General features: G+C 67.6%; 15 protein-coding genes. 11 read left to right on the top strand and 4 right to left on the bottom strand.

Features of this window, described 5'->3' with window-relative positions; all coding sequences use genetic code 11:
- Positions 1-22: 22 nt before the first annotated feature.
- The gene (locus DSM100685_RS03350) at positions 23-388 is read right to left on the bottom strand and encodes a phage holin family protein (RefSeq protein WP_152349942.1); all 366 of its coding nucleotides are present in this window, start codon (positions 386-388) and stop codon (positions 23-25) included.
- Positions 389-469: 81 nt separating this feature from the next.
- On the opposite strand from DSM100685_RS03350, the gene DSM100685_RS03355 reads away from it, so the two are divergent.
- The 6 genes from DSM100685_RS03355 to mltG all read left to right on the top strand — a co-directional run bounded on the left by DSM100685_RS03355 (position 470) and on the right by mltG (position 6,454).
- Positions 470-1,144: a histidine phosphatase family protein gene (locus tag DSM100685_RS03355; protein WP_152349943.1), complete on the top strand. Its 675-nt coding sequence runs from the start codon at positions 470-472 to the stop codon at positions 1,142-1,144.
- A 101-nt stretch (positions 1,145-1,245) separates the two neighbouring features.
- The gene (locus DSM100685_RS03360; RefSeq protein WP_152350039.1) at positions 1,246-1,653 is read left to right on the top strand and encodes a DUF948 domain-containing protein; all 408 of its coding nucleotides are present in this window, start codon (positions 1,246-1,248) and stop codon (positions 1,651-1,653) included.
- Positions 1,653-1,886 carry a hypothetical protein gene (locus tag DSM100685_RS03365; protein ID WP_152349944.1) on the top strand — a complete coding sequence of 78 codons (234 nt, stop codon included), beginning with the start codon at positions 1,653-1,655 and terminating at the stop codon, positions 1,884-1,886. Before DSM100685_RS03360 ends, DSM100685_RS03365 begins: the two co-directional genes overlap by 1 nt.
- A 114-nt stretch (positions 1,887-2,000) precedes the next feature.
- The gene (gene alaS, locus DSM100685_RS03370) at positions 2,001-4,679 is read left to right on the top strand and encodes an alanine--tRNA ligase (RefSeq protein ID WP_152349945.1); all 2,679 of its coding nucleotides are present in this window, start codon (positions 2,001-2,003) and stop codon (positions 4,677-4,679) included.
- Between the two features lie 7 nt (positions 4,680-4,686).
- Positions 4,687-5,169, top strand: a complete 483-nt coding sequence (ruvX, locus tag DSM100685_RS03375) for a Holliday junction resolvase RuvX (RefSeq protein ID WP_152349946.1) — start codon at positions 4,687-4,689, stop codon at positions 5,167-5,169.
- Positions 5,162-6,454, top strand: a complete 1,293-nt coding sequence (gene mltG, locus DSM100685_RS03380) for an endolytic transglycosylase MltG (RefSeq protein ID WP_240811879.1) — start codon at positions 5,162-5,164, stop codon at positions 6,452-6,454. The genes ruvX and mltG overlap by 8 nt, the downstream gene beginning before the upstream one ends.
- A gap of 44 nt (positions 6,455-6,498) precedes the next feature.
- Here the strand turns inward: mltG and DSM100685_RS03385 are convergent, their stop codons facing one another.
- Entirely contained in the window at positions 6,499-6,945 is a 447-nt protein-coding gene (locus tag DSM100685_RS03385) for a peptidase A24 (RefSeq protein WP_152349947.1), read from the bottom strand.
- Positions 6,946-6,994: 49 nt separating this feature from the next.
- On the opposite strand from DSM100685_RS03385, the gene aroC reads away from it, so the two are divergent.
- Both aroC and DSM100685_RS03395 read left to right on the top strand, forming a co-directional pair.
- On the top strand, positions 6,995-8,182 hold the full coding sequence (gene aroC / locus DSM100685_RS03390) for a chorismate synthase (RefSeq protein WP_152349948.1): 1,188 nt from the start codon (positions 6,995-6,997) through the stop codon (positions 8,180-8,182).
- 14 nt (positions 8,183-8,196) lie between these two features.
- The gene (locus tag DSM100685_RS03395; protein WP_152349949.1) at positions 8,197-9,879 is read left to right on the top strand and encodes a bifunctional shikimate kinase/3-dehydroquinate synthase; all 1,683 of its coding nucleotides are present in this window, start codon (positions 8,197-8,199) and stop codon (positions 9,877-9,879) included.
- A gap of 142 nt (positions 9,880-10,021) precedes the next feature.
- On the opposite strand, the gene DSM100685_RS10680 is transcribed toward DSM100685_RS03395, so the two are convergent.
- On the bottom strand, positions 10,022-10,171 hold the full coding sequence (locus DSM100685_RS10680; protein ID WP_170284983.1) for a hypothetical protein: 150 nt from the start codon (positions 10,169-10,171) through the stop codon (positions 10,022-10,024).
- Between the two features lie 77 nt (positions 10,172-10,248).
- Between DSM100685_RS10680 and aroQ the strand changes: the two genes are divergently transcribed.
- Entirely contained in the window at positions 10,249-10,695 is a 447-nt protein-coding gene (gene aroQ / locus DSM100685_RS03400) for a type II 3-dehydroquinate dehydratase (RefSeq protein WP_152349950.1), read from the top strand.
- Positions 10,696-11,120: 425 nt separating this feature from the next.
- On the opposite strand, the gene DSM100685_RS03405 is transcribed toward aroQ, so the two are convergent.
- Positions 11,121-12,077, bottom strand: a complete 957-nt coding sequence (locus DSM100685_RS03405) for a hypothetical protein (protein WP_152349951.1) — start codon at positions 12,075-12,077, stop codon at positions 11,121-11,123.
- A gap of 196 nt (positions 12,078-12,273) precedes the next feature.
- On the opposite strand from DSM100685_RS03405, the gene DSM100685_RS03410 reads away from it, so the two are divergent.
- Positions 12,274-13,932 (top strand): CTP synthase, encoded by a 1,659-nt coding sequence (locus tag DSM100685_RS03410; RefSeq protein WP_152349952.1) that lies wholly within the window; start codon positions 12,274-12,276, stop codon positions 13,930-13,932.
- Positions 13,933-14,233: 301 nt separating this feature from the next.
- Entirely contained in the window at positions 14,234-15,688 is a 1,455-nt protein-coding gene (sufB, locus tag DSM100685_RS03415; protein WP_204314260.1) for a Fe-S cluster assembly protein SufB, read from the top strand.
- Position 15,689: the final 1 nt, after the last annotated feature.

The raw sequence follows: 15,689 nt of genomic DNA on the forward strand, positions 1-15,689 counted from the left end.
GGCGATTTCGTTGTGCCGGGGCTCAGTCCCCGATGATCGAGGAGACGACGCCGGAGACGACCGCCATGATGATCGAGCCGAGCACCGACCACCAGAAGCCGTCGATGTACACTCCCACGCCGAACACGCCGACCGCGAGCCACGAGGCCAGACGCATGAACAGCCAGTTGAGCACGAGCGAGAACACGCCGAGCGTGAGGATGGTCAGCGGCAGCGACATGAGCTTGACGACCGGCTTGACCGACGCGTCGAGCAGGGCCATGAACAGCGAGAACGCGAGCACGCCCCAGATCGCCGGCTCGCCGACCGGCTGCATGCCGGGCAGCAGCCACACCATCACGCCCGCGGCGACGGCGAGCGTGATCCAACGGGAAAGAAAACCACTCATGGCCCCATTGTGCCACGCCGAACATCGCGGATTTGTGATGATGCACGCGGGGGAGCGCCGGCCGGTGCGATAATCGGAGGCATGATCCTTCATCTGCACCTCGTCCGCCACGGACAGACGTACTTCAATCGCTACAACCGCCTGCAGGGCTGGTCCAACTCGCCGCTGACCGAATCGGGCGTCGCCGACGCCGTCAAGGCCGGGGAAAAGCTCAGGGGCGTCGAGTTCGCCGCCGCCTACTGCTCGGACACCACGCGCGCGCAGCAGACCGCCGAGCGCATCCTCGACATCAACGAGCAGGCCGGGCACGTCCGCCCGAAGCTCGTCTCCGACATGCACTTCCGCGAGCAGTTCTACGGCTACTACGAGGGCCTCGACATGGCGATGGCGTGGTACGCGGCCGGGGCGCCCCACGGCGTGAAGACGTACAACGAGATCGTGGAGCGCTACGGGCTCGCGGCCAGCCGCGACTTCCTCAAGGAGGCCGACCCGTTCCACGACGCCGAGTCCGACTCTGAATACTGGACGCGCGTGGAGGGCGCGTTCGCGCTCATCGCCGCCAACCCGAACCTCAAGGACGGCGACGACGTGCTGCAGATCTCGCACGGCAACACCCTGCTGAGCCTCGCGCACCGCTTCGGCGGCCCGGACCTTGACCTGAGCGAGAGGCCCGCCAACGGCTCGGTCACCGTGCTCGACTTCGACACCGCCAAGCCGTTCGGCCACGCGGTGACGGTCGCGTCCTACAATCGGTGAGGGCAATCGGCGCGGGAGGCCGCACGGTCTGGGCCATTGTCTAGTCTTGTGCAGGTATTGTGCATGCCCAAGGCATGCCACGAACGGAAAAGAGGTACAGGATGGATGTGGGGCAGATCGCGGGTCTGATCGCCGCCATCGCGTTCGCGGTGCTCGCGGGTTTTCTGATTTACCCGCTGATTCGTCTGGGCAAGCTGTTCGACCAGATCGCCGAAACGGTCAAGGACACCGGCGACCACGCGCTGCCGGCGCTTGACGAGTCCGTCACCACCGTCAGGCAGGTCAACCGCTCGCTCGAGGACGTCAACAAGATCTCCGCGGCCGCGTCCACCACCGCCACCAACGTCGGCGCCCTGACGGACCTGTACGGCTCGTTCCTCGGCAAGCCGGTCATCAAGGCGCAGGCGGCCGTCTACGCGGCCAAGGCCACGGTGCAGTCCTTCCTCAACAGGCGCTCCGGGGACGGGGAGCACGCCAAGCACGCCGAGACCGAAACCAGGGAGGGCTGATGTTCAAGCGGATCTTCTGGATCGGCGTGGGCGTGGCCGCCGGCGTGGTGCTGGCCGCCAAGGCCCAGGCCTACGTCAAGGCGCACACCCCGGACGGGGCGCGGCAGTTCGTGCTCGGCCCCGATCAGGACAACGTGACCGTCCGCACGCTCGCGGCCCTGTGGGAGGACTTCAATCAGGCGCGCGAGGCCCGCGAGGCCGAACTGAGCGCGCGCTACCTCGCCAAGCGCTGACGCCGGGGCAAACCGGACACCGGCACACCACGGGCGCGCATGAACGCCCGGACAAGGCCCTCGGGGCCATTCATGCCCAGGGATTTCCACCATAACGATCAAGGAGCCTTCAAGTTGCGCACGTCTGAAATCGCCAAGCGCTATCTGGACTATTTCGCGAAGCACGACCACCTCGTGGTGCCGTCCGCCTCGCTGATCTCGCCCAACCCGACCACGCTGTTCACCATCGCCGGCATGGTGCCGTTCATCCCGTACCTCATGGGCGAGCAGACCCCGCCGAAGCACCGCATGGCCTCCAACCAGAAGTGCGTGCGCACGCTGGACATCGACGAGGTGGGCAAGACCACCCGCCACGGTACCTTCTTCCAGATGCTCGGCAACTTCTCCTTCGGCGACTACTTCAAGGAGGAGGCCATCCACTACGCGTGGGAGCTGCTCACCACCCCGCAGGACAAGGGCGGCTACGGCTTCGACCCGGAGAAGCTGTGGATGACCACCTTCACCGACGACGAGGAAGCCCGCTCGATGTGGAAGAACGAGGGCGTCGACCCCGAACACATCCAGATCATGGGCATGGAGGACAACTTCTGGACCACCGGCGGCCCCGGCCCCGGCGGCCCCTGCTCCGAGATCTACGTGGACCGCGGCCCGGCGTACGGCGTCGAGGGCGGCCCGATCGCGGACGAGAACCGCTACATCGAGATCTGGGACCTCGTGTTCGAGAACTACGAGGTCGACAACGTCAAGTCCAAGACCGACCTGCACATCGTCGGCGAGCTCGAGCACAAGAACATCGACACCGGCGCGGGCCTCGAGCGCCTCGCCTACCTCATGCAGGGCAAGCAGAACATCTACGAGACCGACGAGGTCTTCCCGGTCATCGAGGCCGCCGAGCGCCTGTCCGGCCTCAAGTACGGCGAGGACGCGGCCGCCGACGTGAAGTTCCGCGTCGTGGCCGACCACGTGCGCTCCGCCCTCATGATCATGTCCGACGGCGTGCGCCCGAGCAACGTCGGCCGCGGCTACGTGCTGCGCCGCCTGCTGCGCCGCACCGTGCAGGCCATGCGCGTGCTGGGCGTGACCGACCCGGTCATCCCCGAGCTGCTGCCGGTCTCCAAGGAGGCCATGGCCCCCAGCTACCCGGAGCTCAACGACACGTTCCACGACGTCTCCGAGGCCGCCTACGGCGAGGAGGACGCGTTCCGCCGCACCCTCGAGAACGGCATCCAGATCCTCGACGTGGCCGTCAGGAAGGCCAAGGAGACCAAGGATCCGGTCGTTTCCGGCACCGACGCGTTCACGCTGCACGACACCTACGGCTTCCCGATCGAGCTCACCCTCGAGATGGCCGCCGACCAGGGCGTCAAGGTGGACGAGGCGAAGTTCCGCGAGCTCATGAACGAGCAGAAGTCCCGCGCCCGCGCCGACGCGCTCAAGAAGCGCCACAACGTGGACCTCAACGTCTACGACGACTTCAAGAAGACGCTCGCCAAGCCGATCGACTTCCTCGGCTACACCGACATGTCCGCCCGCGCCCGCGTGATCGGCATCATGCAGGAGGGCAAGGGCTCCGTCCCGGCCGTCACCGGCCCGGCGTCCATCGAGGTGATCCTCGACCGCACCCCGTTCTACGCGGAGGCCGGCGGCCAGCTCGCCGACCAGGGCGAGATCCTGTCCGACGACGGCGCGGTGCTCGAGGTCGACGACGTGCAGAAGCCGATCAAGGACCTCATCGTCCACCAGTGCCGTCTGACCGAGGGCACGCTCGTCGTGGGCGCCGAGGTCAACGCGAACATCGACCTGGCCCGCCGCGGCGCCATCGCCCGCTCGCACACCGCCACCCACATGGTGCACAAGGCGCTGCGCGAGGAGCTCGGCCCGCAGGCCACCCAGCGCGGCTCCGAGGACGCCCCGAACCGCCTGCGCTTCGACTTCCAGTGGTCCAGCGCGCCGAGCAAGGACGCGATGAACGCCGTCGAGGCGCGCGTCAACGACCGCCTGCGCGACAACCTCGCCGTGACCACGAGGGAAATGAAGTTCGACGACGCCATCGCGCTCGGCGCCATGCACCTGTTCGGCGAGAAGTACGGCGACATCGTGCGCGTGGTCTCCATCGGCGAGGACGGCTGGAGCCGCGAGCTGTGCGGCGGCACCCACGTCGACCACGTCGGCAAGATCGGCGCGATCAACATCATGTCCGAGGCCTCCATCGGCTCCGGCGTGCGCCGCGTGGACGCCGTCGTGGGCCAGGGCGCCTACGAGTTCAACGCCCGCGAGCACGCGCTGGTCTCCCAGCTGTCCGACAAGCTCAACGCCCGCCCGGACGAGCTCGCCGAGCGCATCAGCACGCTGCTCGCCAAGCTCAAGGAGTCCGACCGCAAGCTCGCCGCCATGTACGAGGGCCAGCTCGCCGCGTCCGTCCCGCAGCTCGTGGCCGACGCCAAGGCCTCCGCGGCCCCGGTCAAGGTCGCCGCGAAGAACGTGGGCAACTTCGGCTCCTTCGACGCGCTCAAGAAGGCCGTCACCGACGTGCGCGCCCAGCTCGGGGACGAGTCCCCGGTCGTCGTGGCCCTCGCCGGCGTGAACGAGGACGGCAAGCCGATGGTCGTCGTGGCGACCAACGAGGCCGCCCGCAGGAACGGCGTCAAGGCGGGCGACCTCGTCCGCGGCGCGTCCAAGATCCTCGGCGGTGGCGGCGGCGGCAAGCCGGACTTCGCCCAGGGCGGCGGCCAGGACGCCGCGAAGATCGACCAGGCGCTCGACGCGCTGGCCAACGAGGCGCTGAAGGGCTGATCGCCGCGTGGGAGCGGTATGGCTCGGCGTAGACCTCGGTGACGCCCGGGTCGGACTCGCACTGTCCGACCCGGAGCTCACCTTGGCTCACCCCGCGGGCAACATTCAGGCCTGGGGGGATTCCTTTCACACGATCGACGAGGTGATCGACGTCATCGAGGACGAGGGCGTCTCGCACGTCGTGGTCGGACTGCCGCTGCAGCTCGACGGTACGGAGGGCAAAAGCGCGAAGAAGGCCCGCCGCTGGGCGGCCAATCTGGTCAGGCGCATGGCCTCGGACGACACGGAGAGGCGGTTCGTCGGCGCGACGCCGCCCACGGTATCATTGCAGGACGAACGATTGACGACCGTGGCCGCGCACCGGCAGCTCATGGAGGCCCGCATATCCTCCAGGTCTCATCGCCCGCGCGTGGACCAGCAGTCCGCGGTGAACATTCTGCAGTCGGCATTGGATCGACGCGCACCGAGTGAAGGAGTAGACGGTGTCTGATGATTTGCGCGATTTCTTTGCCGAAAACACGCAATGGGTGGATCAGGACGGCAATCCCGTGCCCGACGGGGATCCCGCAGCACCGTCGCAGGCCCGGCAGGCTCCGGCTCCGGCGTCCCACGCCCGCGGCGGGGCCCACGCCCATGCCGCGATGACGCCCCCCGCGCCGCCGAAGTCCCGCCGGGACATGCGCCGACGCCGGCAGGCCGCCAAGAGGCGCGGCACGGCGAAGATCGTCATCGTTGCGCTGGCCGTGGCCCTCGTGCTCGGCTGCACGTGGTCCGTGTTCTCGTTCGTGCGCTCCAGCGCCGGTCTGCTCGGCTCGGTCTCCTCGAGCCGCACCGTGATCGAGGACTACGCGGGCCCGGGCGAGGGCAGCGTGGAGTTCACCGTCACGCAGGGCGAGACGTCCGCGCAGATCGCGCAGAACCTCGTGGACGCCGGCGTGGTGAAGTCCGCCGCCGCGTTCACGCAGGCCGTCGCGAACGCCGGCACGCCCAACCTGTACCCCGGCACGTTCTCGCTGCAGTCGCGGATGAAGGCGGCCGACGTGGTGGCCATCCTGTCCGACAACTCCAAGGCCGGCGGCTTCCTCGAGGTCAAGGCGGGGGAGCGCGTCTCCGACGTGATCGCGAACGCGGCCACGCTCTCCGGCATCGACCAGGGCGAATTCCAGAAGATCGTCGATGCCAAGGGCGACGGCATCCTGCCCGCCGAGGCCGGCGGCAGCTTCGAGGGCTGGTTCGAGCCCGGCGCGTACAACGTGAAGAACCAGACCAGCGCCGCGGACATCCTCAAGGCCATGGTGGACAAGCGCATCGCCAAGCTCGACGCCCTGCAGGTGCCCACCGGCTCGGACCGCGAGCGCATCCTCATCATCGCGTCCATCGCCGAATCCGAGGTCAACAAGGCCGAATACTACGGCAAGGTGTCGCGCGTGATCCTCAACCGTCTGGACAAGGGCATGACCCTCGGCATGGACTCCACCGTGGCCTACGGCCTCGGCATCCAGTCCAGCCAGCTGACGAACGCGCAGCTCAACGACGCCTCGAACAAGTACAACACGCGCGTGAACCGCGGGCTCACGCCCACGCCGATCAGCAACCCCGGGGACAACGCCATCCAGGCGGCCATGAAGCCGGAGAACGGCGACTGGCTGTTCTTCGTGACCACGAACCTCACCACCGGCGAAACCAAGTTCACCACCGGTTCCGAGGCCGACCAGCGCGCGCAGTTCGAGCAGTACGTGCAGGAGTACAAGACGAGCAACCCCAACGCCAACTGACGTTTGCGGCCCGCGTCCCCGCCGGATGCGGGCCGCAAACGTCATCACACATACGCCAGCGCCACCGCGACGATCCCCGCGACCACGATGGCCGGGGCGAACGGCACGTCGCGGATCCCCATGCGACGGCCGACGGCGATCGTCGCCAATCCCAGCGCGCCCATGCCGAGCCACCAGTACAGCACGGCGAGCCATCCCACCGCGCCGACCGCGAGGCCGACCATGAACGTGGCCGTCACGTCCCCGAAGCCCAGCGAACCGGGCACGATGAGCCCCAGCAGCAGTTGGAGCAGCGCCGCCCCCACGGAGATCACGACGGCGATCATCACCGTGAACAGCTGGTTCGCGACCACGGCCCACACGACCAGCGCGAGGAGCTGCGCGAGCCATCCGGCGGCGATCCACGCGCGGGGCACGCGCCGCGACCTGACGTCGCTCACGCACACGGCGGCTCCACATAGCAGACTCGGCAGCAGCACCAGACAGGACATACGGGTATCATATGCCCAAGTTGTGTCAAGGAATCGGAGAGGAGTTCGCATGTTGCGCTGGCAGACGGCAGGAGAGTCCCATGGCGAGGCGCTCGTGGCCATGATCGAGGGGTTGCCCGCGGGCGTGAGCGTCACCACGCAGGAGATCGTGGACGCGCTGGCCCGCCGCCGACTGGGATACGGCCGCGGCGCGCGCATGAAGTTCGAGCAGGACAAGGTGCGCATGCTCACCGGCGTGCGCCACGGCAAGACGCTCGGTTCCCCGGTCGCCATCGAGATCGCGAACACCGAATGGCCCAAATGGACCGAGGTCATGTCCGCCGACCCGCTCGACCACGAGCTGCCCGCCGAGGGCCGCAACGCCCCGCTGAGCCGTCCGCGCCCGGGCCACGCCGACCTGACGGGCATGCGCAAGTACGGCTTCACCGACGCGCGCCCGGTCCTCGAGCGCTCGAGCGCCCGAGAGACCGCCTCCCGCGTGGCCCTGGGCGCCGTGGCGAAGAACTTCCTCGAGCAGGCGCTCGGCGTGCGCACGGTGGCCCATGTGGTCTCCATCGGCGGCGTCGGCGTGGACGAGGACGCCCCGCTGCCCACCCCGGACGATCTGGCCGCGCTGGACGCCTCCCCGGTGCGCACCCTCGACAAGCAGGCCGAGGCGCGCATGATGCAGCGCATCGACGAGGCCAAGGCCGCGGGCGACACGCTCGGCGGCGTCATCGAGGTCATCGCCTACAACGTGCCGGCGGGACTCGGCACCTACGTGGAGTCCGACCGCCGCCTCGACGCGGCGCTGGCCTCCGCGTTCATGGGCATTCAGGCCATCAAGGGCGTGGAGATCGGCGACGGCTTCCTCGAGGCCATGCGCCCCGGCTCGCAGGCGCAGGACGAGATCGTGGTGAACTCCGACGGGCGCATCAGCCGCCTGTCCAACCGCGCCGGCGGCCTCGAGGGCTCCATGTCCAACGGCCAGCCCATCCGCGTGCGCGCCGCCATGAAGCCCATCTCCTCGCTGCCGCGCGCGCTGAAGACCGTCGACGTGCTCACCGGCGAGGCCTCCACCGCCATCAACCAGCGCTCCGACGCCACCGCCGTTCCCGCGGCCGCCGTGGTGGGCGAGGCCATGATGCGTCTGGTGCTCGCGCAGTTCGCGCTCGAGAAGTTCGGCGGCGACTCCCTGGAGGAGACCCGCCGCAACGCCGCGGCCTACGTGGCCTCGTGGCCCGAGCACCTGCGCTGAGCGGAGCGGCATCCATGAACGTGAACCTGACAGCCACCGTCAACGGTGGCGTGCGCCCCCGGGCCGTGATCATCGGCATGCCGGGCGCCGGCAAGACGCGCATCGGCAAGGAGGCGTCGGGCATGCTCGACCTGCCGTTCGCCGATTCGGACATCGAAATCGAGCACGAGGCGGGCATGCGCATCCCGCAGTACTTCGAGGAGCACAGCGAGCGGGCGTTCCGCGAGCTGGAGTGCCGGGTGATCGGCGACCTCATCGACTCGTTCGGCGGCGTGCTGGCCCTCGGCGGCGGCGCGCCCATGTTCGAGGCGACCCACCGTCTGCTGGAGCGGTACATCGAGGACGGCGGCGAGGTGATCTACCTCGAGGCCGATCCGCGCGAGGCCATGGAGCGCGCCCGCCGCGCCGGGGGACGCCCCATGCTCGCCGGCGACTCCGACAGGCGCTGGATGGAGCTGTTCGAACAGCGCGACCCGGTGTTCGCCGCGTTGGCGACGAGCCGCGTGGCGACGCACGGATTCACCCCCGCCGGGGCGGCGAGAAAGCTGGTGGACATGATCAACGAACACAAGGTGCACGTGGACGGCAAGGGCATCGAACCGTACGACGTGACGATCGGCGAGGGCGCGATGAACCATCTCGCGGACGTGCTCGGCAGCAAGCCGGTGCGCGTGGCGCTCATCCACACCACGCCGGTGCAGCGCCATTCCGACCGCGCCCGCACGCTGCTGCGTCAGGCCGGCTACGAGGTGAGCGACATCGTCATCCCCGACGCCGAGCGCGGCAAGACCATCGAGGTCGCCAACGGCATCTGGCAGCGGCTCGGCGAGGAGGGCTTCACCCGCTCCGACGCGGTCGTGGGACTCGGCGGGGGAGCGGCGACCGACCTCGCCGGCTTCGTGGCCGCCACGTGGATGCGCGGCATCCGCTACGTCAACTGCCCCACGTCGCTGCTCGCCATGGTGGACGCCTCCACCGGCGGCAAGACCGGCATCAACACGCCGCAGGGCAAGAACCTCGTCGGCTCGTTCTACACGCCCGCCGGCGTGCTCGCGGACCTCAAGACCCTGGGCTCGCTGCCCAACGACATCTTCATCGAGGGCCTCGGCGAGGTGGCCAAGTCGGGCTTCATCAAGGATCAGGCCATCCTGAGCATCCTCGAGGCGCACGCGGACGAGCTGCGCGGCTTCGACGGCGCCTCCTTCGGCTCGGGTCCGTCCGATTCCGGCGCGGGCTCCTCCGGCGATCTGGAGGACATCGTCGCGCAGCTCATCGAGCGCACGGTCATGGTCAAGGCCTACCACGTCTCCGCCGACCTCAGGGAGGCCGGCCTGCGCGAGTTCCTCAACTACGGCCACACGCTGGGTCACGCGATCGAGAAGCTAGAGCACTTCCGCTGGCGCCACGGCAACGCGGTCGCGGTCGGCATGGTGTACGCGGCCGAGCTCGCGCACCTCGTGGGCTACATCGACCAGGATCTGGTCGACTACCACCGCGCGCTGCTGAGTTCGCTGGGCCTGCCCACCTCGTGGAACGGCGGCTCGTTCGAGGACGTGCTCGCGCTCATGCACCGCGACAAGAAGGCCCGCGGCAACACGCTGCGCTTCGTGGTCCTCAAGGGCATCGGGCAGCCGGTGCACCTCGACGACCCGCCCGCGGACGCCGTCGAGGAGGCGTTCCGCCGCATCAGCCGGTAGGACAGGGCGCCGGTGCCGGGCGCTGCCGTCCGCTGTCCGTTGTCCGTTGCGCTTTCGATCGTCGCACCGGTCGCCTGCGCAAGCGGTGCGTCACTTGGTGCGGAGGTGGGCGTGGCATACGTCTGACGCGCGGCACCTGCCGTCATGCGACCGGTGCGACGATGGCCGCGGAGCCGGTCGCCTCGGCGGCGACGGCGTGGCGCCCGTGCCGCCCGCCGTGCATCGATCGGTGGTCCATGACCGGCAATCGGCGCACGGTGGGCGCGGCCGTCCGACCGTCCCGTTTTCCCATCCCCCCATCCGTCATCTTCCTGTCCCATCCACTCCGATTCCGCCTTTCCCCATCCATCCAGCCAAGGAGCATCCATCATGACCAAAGTCATCGTCGTCAACGGTCCGAACCTCGGTCGCCTCGGCGTCCGCCAGCCCGACGTCTACGGCCGTCAGGACCTCGAAACCCTGCGTCGCCTGTGCGCCGAGTGGGGCGCCGCGCTCGGTCTGGACGTGGAGGTGCGCCAGACCGACGACGAGGCCGAGATGGTCCGCTGGATGCATCAGGCCGCCGACGAGAAAACGCCCGTCGTCATGAACCCCGCCGCGTTCACCCACTACTCGTACGCGCTGGCTGACGCCGCGCACATGGTCGGCGACGCGGGTCTGCCCCTCATCGAGGTGCACATCTCCAATCCGTCCGCGCGCGACGAGTTCCGCAAGCGCTCGGTCATCAGCCCCGTCGCCACCGGCACCATCACCGGCATGGGCTTCTACGGCTACAAGCTCGCCCTCGACGCCGTCGCCCACCTCATCGCGGCCTGATACGGCGCCGTTCCCGTCGTTCTCGCCGTCGGCCGACGGTAACCATGCCGACTGAATCGTCGACGCTGCCGGATGAAGTGCGTCGTCGGGCGACGTGCCCGATACCCGTCCCTCGATGGAATGCCTTTCGTATTCGGACTCCGCCTGCAACTTGAGAACGACGAACGGTCTCCGTATCCTTTCAACGTCCGCTGCGTATACGCGTATACGATGTAGACGCCGAAAATCGTCCCTCAAGGTATTTTTCGTATACGCGTATATGCGGAAGACCTCGAAAGACCGCGATAGGAGTCTGCCCCGTATACGCGTATACGGAAATGACGTATAGGCCGCTTCCGACATGCGCGGATGCGACACGGTATGCCGGGACGGGGATGACGGTATGCACGCTTTTTAAGCCGGCATGGAATCACAACCGTCGACAGTCATCTTATTGATCGGGGAATGCCGGCTTCGAGGAGCTTCTGGACGAGTCGTTCGGGATGCAGGATGTCCTCATATTCCAAACGGACGATGACGGTGACGCCTTGAGCACGCAGATGGTCCTCGCGTCTGCGCTCCGCGTGCACGGCGGCTTGGATGGTACGCCGGCTGGAACCCTGCTGCATGACGTATTTTTCCATGCCGTCGTATTCCGCGACGATCAGACCTTGCGACAAGTGCCATGAGAAGTCCGTTCGATATGGTCCCATGGGATTGTCCGGGTTGTTGAACGGTCGTTGCAGTTGCGGAATAAGAAAGCCGTTGGAGATGATGAGTGCGCGGATGGTTGATTCCCCGCCGTTTTCACTGAGCGGATCGGCGTAGTCGCATACGCGGGAGATTCGCCCCGAATCAAGACCGGATGCGGCGCCGTTCCTGCGTACGGCGTCAAGATCGACTCCCAGTCTGGCCGCGGCGTCGAAAATGGGCAGGGCGTCTTGGAATGAGTATCTGGCACCGCAGTCCATCAGCGTGCGCACGGGGTCGGTCACCCGCAAACCGTTGACTTGAACCGTAGGCACCTTGCGCATGGGAATGCGTATCAAATGACTGCAATCGCTGGATTGGGATGAACGCGGGCTGGCGATGTGGATGGCGCCGTCGGCGTGGAGGGCGTAGGAGTGGTCGTAGCCGTGGATGGCTGCGGCGGTCGGGCCGGCGAAGACCCAGCGGGGATGGAGGATCGCGAGGGCGCGGGCGGCGTGGAGCGTCCGTTCGATCGGGGTGAGCGCGTCCCAGCGGTCCCGGCGCGCGTATATGCCGCGATAGGGCATGACCAGCGCGTCGTTGCGGGCGCGCAGGGCGAGGCCGCGGCGGTCGGCGGGGTTGAGGCCGACCGCGCAATGCCCGTCGCGCTGGGATTCGTCCAGCAGCCGTTCGATTCGCGGATTGCTGCGCATGCGGCCCACGGTAGGCGCGGCGGCCGGGCCGGCGCCAGCGCGACGGCCCGGTGTGGTCGAACGTGGCCCCCGGTCGCGGGCGTTCGGGCGTGTCGGCGGGCGGTGAGTGGACAACGCCGTGGATGCAGGCATGCCGGTGGTCGAACGTGCGCCGCGGAACACGCCGCGTCATGTGCGGATGATAGGCTGAAGTTCCATGGCAAGACAACATGGAAATTCGCAAGAGCACGTCACCAAGCACATTTTCGTCACCGGCGGCGTGGTGTCGTCCCTTGGCAAGGGACTGACCGCCTCCTCCCTCGGACGACTCCTGCGCAGCCGCGGCATCCGCGTCCTGCAGCAGAAGCTCGACCCCTACATCAACGTCGATCCGGGCACGATGAACCCGTTCCAGCACGGTGAGGTCTACGTGACCGAGGACGGCGCGGAGACCGATCTGGACATCGGCCACTACGAGCGCTTCCTCGACGTCTTCCTCTCCCAGAAGGCCAACGTCACCACCGGCCAGATCTACCAGTCCGTGCTGCGCAAGGAGCGCGCCGGCGAGTACCTCGGCCAGTGCGTGCAGGTCATCCCGCACATCACCAACGAGATCAAGTCCCGCATGCGCGCGCAGGCGAGCGACGACGTGGACGTGATCATCACCGAGATCGGCGGCACGGTGGGCGACATCGAGTCCCAGCCGTTCCTGGAGGCCGCCCGCGAGGTGCGCCGCGACCTCGGCAGCGAGAACTGCATGTTCGTGCACGTCTCGCTGGTGCCGTACATCTCCGCCGCGCACGAGCTCAAGACCAAGCCGACCCAGCACTCCGTCATGATGCTGCGCCAGCTCGGCATCACCCCGGACGCGCTGGTGCTGCGCTCCGACCGTCCGCTCAACAAGGCCATCAAGGACAAGATCTCCCTGATGTGCGACGTGGACGAGGAGGGCGTGGTCAATTGCGTGGACGCCCCGAGCATCTACGACGTGCCGAAGATCCTGTTCAACGAGGGCCTCGACGCCTACGTGGTCCGCGAGCTGGGCCTGCCCTTCCACGACGTGGACTGGGACGAGTGGGCCGACCTGCTCGAGCGCGTGCACCACCCCAAGCACGAGGTGAACGTCGCGATCGTGGGCAAGTACATCGACCTGCCGGACGCCTACCTGTCCGTCACCGAGGCCATCAAGGCCGGCGGCTTCGCCAACTGGGCGAAGGTCAACGTCAAGTGGGTCGCGGCCGACCGCTGCGAGACCGAGGAGGGCGCGGCCGCCGCGCTCGACCAGGTCGACGGCATCGTGATCCCCGGCGGCTTCGGCATCCGCGGCATCGAGGGCAAGATCGGCGCCCTGAAGTTCGCCCGCGAGCACAAGCTGCCCGCCCTCGGCCTGTGCCTGGGCCTGCAGTCCATGGTCATCGAGTACTCCCGCCACGTGCTGGGCCTCGAGGACGCGAACTCCTCCGAGTTCGAGCCGGACTGCGCCAACCCGGTCATCGCCACCATGGAGGAGCAGAAGGACATCGTCGCCGGCAAGGGCGACATGGGCCACACCATGCGCCTCGGCTCCTACCCGGCCGAGCTCGAGGAGGGCTCGCTGGTCGCCGAGCTGTACGGCACCACGCACGTCACCGAGCGCCACCGCCACCGCTACGAGGTGAACGTGGCGTACAAGGACCGCCTGCGCGAGGCCGGCCTGCGCATCTCCGGCCAGAGCCCGGACGGCGAGCTCACCGAGTTCGTCGAGCTGCCGCAGGACGTGCACCCGTTCTACGTGGGCACCCAGGCGCACCCGGAGTTCAAGTCCCGCCCGACCAAGCCGCACCCGCTGTTCGCCGGGCTCGTCAAGGCCGCGCTGGACCATCAGGCCGCGCGCTGAACCGACGGGTGAACCGATAGAACGCACATGAAACTCCTTCCCCGAACGCATGCGCCCGGAGGCCATGTCAAGGGGAGGGAGTTTTTGCTATGCCCCGCCGGATCGCCGTCCCGCCGTTCGCGCGGTACCGTTACCTTGCTCACAGTTGCCCGCGGATTGGATTTGCCCACGGCAATATCGTGCGCGATCGGTGGCGCAGGGCCATGCGTTCTGTTAGGTTTGCGTAGGACCGTGAAAAGAAACTGGAGGCAAAACGCAGGTGAGTGACGAAACAACGCCAAACGCCGCGTCGGACGTGGAGATGAGCCAGTACGTGGCCGACCGCTCCCGCGTCAACGAGGAAAAGATCAAGAAGGATGACGAGATCATCCAGCAGTTCGGCGACTACAACTACGGCTGGCACGATTCCGACGCCGCCGGCGAGGCCGCCAAGAAGGGCATCGACGAGAACGTCGTGCGCGCCATCAGCGCCGACAAGCACGAGCCGCAGTGGATGCTTGACATGAGGCTGCGCGGCTACCGCGCCTTCCTCGACAAGCCCATGCCCAAGTGGGGCGTGGACCTGAGCGGCTTCAACGCCGACGACTTCAAGTACTACGTGAAGCCCGTGGACAAGCAGGCCAAGAGCTGGGACGAGCTGCCCGACGACATCCGCAAGACGTACGACAAGCTCGGCATCCCCGAGGCCGAGAAGAAGCGCCTCGTCTCCGGCGTGGCCGCGCAGTACGAGTCCGAGGTGATCTACAACTCCATCCAGGAGGATCTCGCCAAGCAGGGCGTGATCTTCGTGGACACCGACACCGCCGTGCGCGAGTACCCGGATCTGGTCCGCAAGTACTTCGGCACCGTGGTGAGCCCCGAGGACAACAAGTTCGGCGCCCTCAACACCGCCGCGTGGTCCGGCGGCTCGTTCGTGTACGTGCCGAAGGGCGTGCACGTGGACATCCCGCTGCAGGCGTACTTCCGCATCAACACGCCGAACATGGGCCAGTTCGAACGCACGCTGATCATCGCCGACGAGGGCTCCTACGTGCACTACGTGGAGGGCTGCACCGCCCCGATCTACTCCACCGACTCGCTGCACGCGGCCATCGTGGAGATCATCGTCGAGAAGCACGCCCGCGTGCGCTACACCACCGTGCAGAACTGGTCGAACAACGTGTACAACCTCGTCACCCAGCGCGCCTACGTGCGCGAGGGCGGCACCATGGAATGGGTGGACGGCAACATCGGCTCCAAGGCCACCATGAAGTACCCGGCCTGCATCCTCGCCGAGCCTTACGCCAAGGCCAGCACCATGTCCCTCGGCTTCGCCGGCAAGGGCCAGTACCAGGACACCGGCGCGAAGATGATCCACCTCGCCCCGCACACCAGCTCCACCATCGTCGCGAAGTCCATCTCCCGCGGCGGCGGCCGCTCCGCGTACCGCGGCCTCGTCAAGATCGTCAAGGGCGCGTACGGCTCCTCGAACTCCACGGTGTGCGACGCGCTGCTCGTGGACGACTACTCCCGCTCCGACACGTACCCGCATGTGGACGTGCGCGAGGACGACGTCTCCATGGCCCACGAGGCCACCGTCTCCAAGGTCTCCGAGGACCAGCTGTTCTACCTCATGAGCCGAGGGCTCACCGAGGAGGAGGCCATGGGCATGATCGTGCGCGGCTTCGTCGAGCCGATCTCGCGCGAGCTGCCGATGGAGTACGCGCTCGAATTGAACCGTTTGGTCGAATTGCAGATGGAAGGATCGGTGGGCTGAT

Origin of the sequence: Bifidobacterium avesanii (assembly GCF_009299475.1) — a bacterium.
GTDB classification, from domain to species: Bacteria; Actinomycetota; Actinomycetes; order Actinomycetales; family Bifidobacteriaceae; genus Bifidobacterium; species Bifidobacterium avesanii.

Bases quoted from the DNA above. Each gene is read 5' to 3' on its own strand.
- DSM100685_RS03410 (WP_152349952.1), top strand. From the start codon at position 12,274: ATGGCAAGACAACATGGAAATTCGCAAGAGCACGTCACCAAGCACATT.
- DSM100685_RS03355 (WP_152349943.1), top strand. From the start codon at position 470: ATGATCCTTCATCTGCACCTCGTCCGCCACGGACAGACGTACTTCAAT.
- aroC (WP_152349948.1), top strand. From the start codon at position 6,995: ATGTTGCGCTGGCAGACGGCAGGAGAGTCCCATGGCGAGGCGCTCGTG.
- DSM100685_RS03385 (WP_152349947.1), bottom strand. From the start codon at position 6,945: ATGTCCTGTCTGGTGCTGCTGCCGAGTCTGCTATGTGGAGCCGCCGTG.
- DSM100685_RS10680 (WP_170284983.1), bottom strand. From the start codon at position 10,171: ATGGGAAAACGGGACGGTCGGACGGCCGCGCCCACCGTGCGCCGATTG.
- DSM100685_RS03350 (WP_152349942.1), bottom strand. From the start codon at position 388: ATGAGTGGTTTTCTTTCCCGTTGGATCACGCTCGCCGTCGCCGCGGGC.
- aroQ (WP_152349950.1), top strand. From the start codon at position 10,249: ATGACCAAAGTCATCGTCGTCAACGGTCCGAACCTCGGTCGCCTCGGC.
- sufB (WP_204314260.1), top strand. From the start codon at position 14,234: ATGAGCCAGTACGTGGCCGACCGCTCCCGCGTCAACGAGGAAAAGATC.
- DSM100685_RS03365 (WP_152349944.1), top strand. From the start codon at position 1,653: ATGTTCAAGCGGATCTTCTGGATCGGCGTGGGCGTGGCCGCCGGCGTG.
- DSM100685_RS03405 (WP_152349951.1), bottom strand. From the start codon at position 12,077: ATGCGCAGCAATCCGCGAATCGAACGGCTGCTGGACGAATCCCAGCGC.
- DSM100685_RS03360 (WP_152350039.1), top strand. From the start codon at position 1,246: ATGGATGTGGGGCAGATCGCGGGTCTGATCGCCGCCATCGCGTTCGCG.
- DSM100685_RS03395 (WP_152349949.1), top strand. From the start codon at position 8,197: ATGAACGTGAACCTGACAGCCACCGTCAACGGTGGCGTGCGCCCCCGG.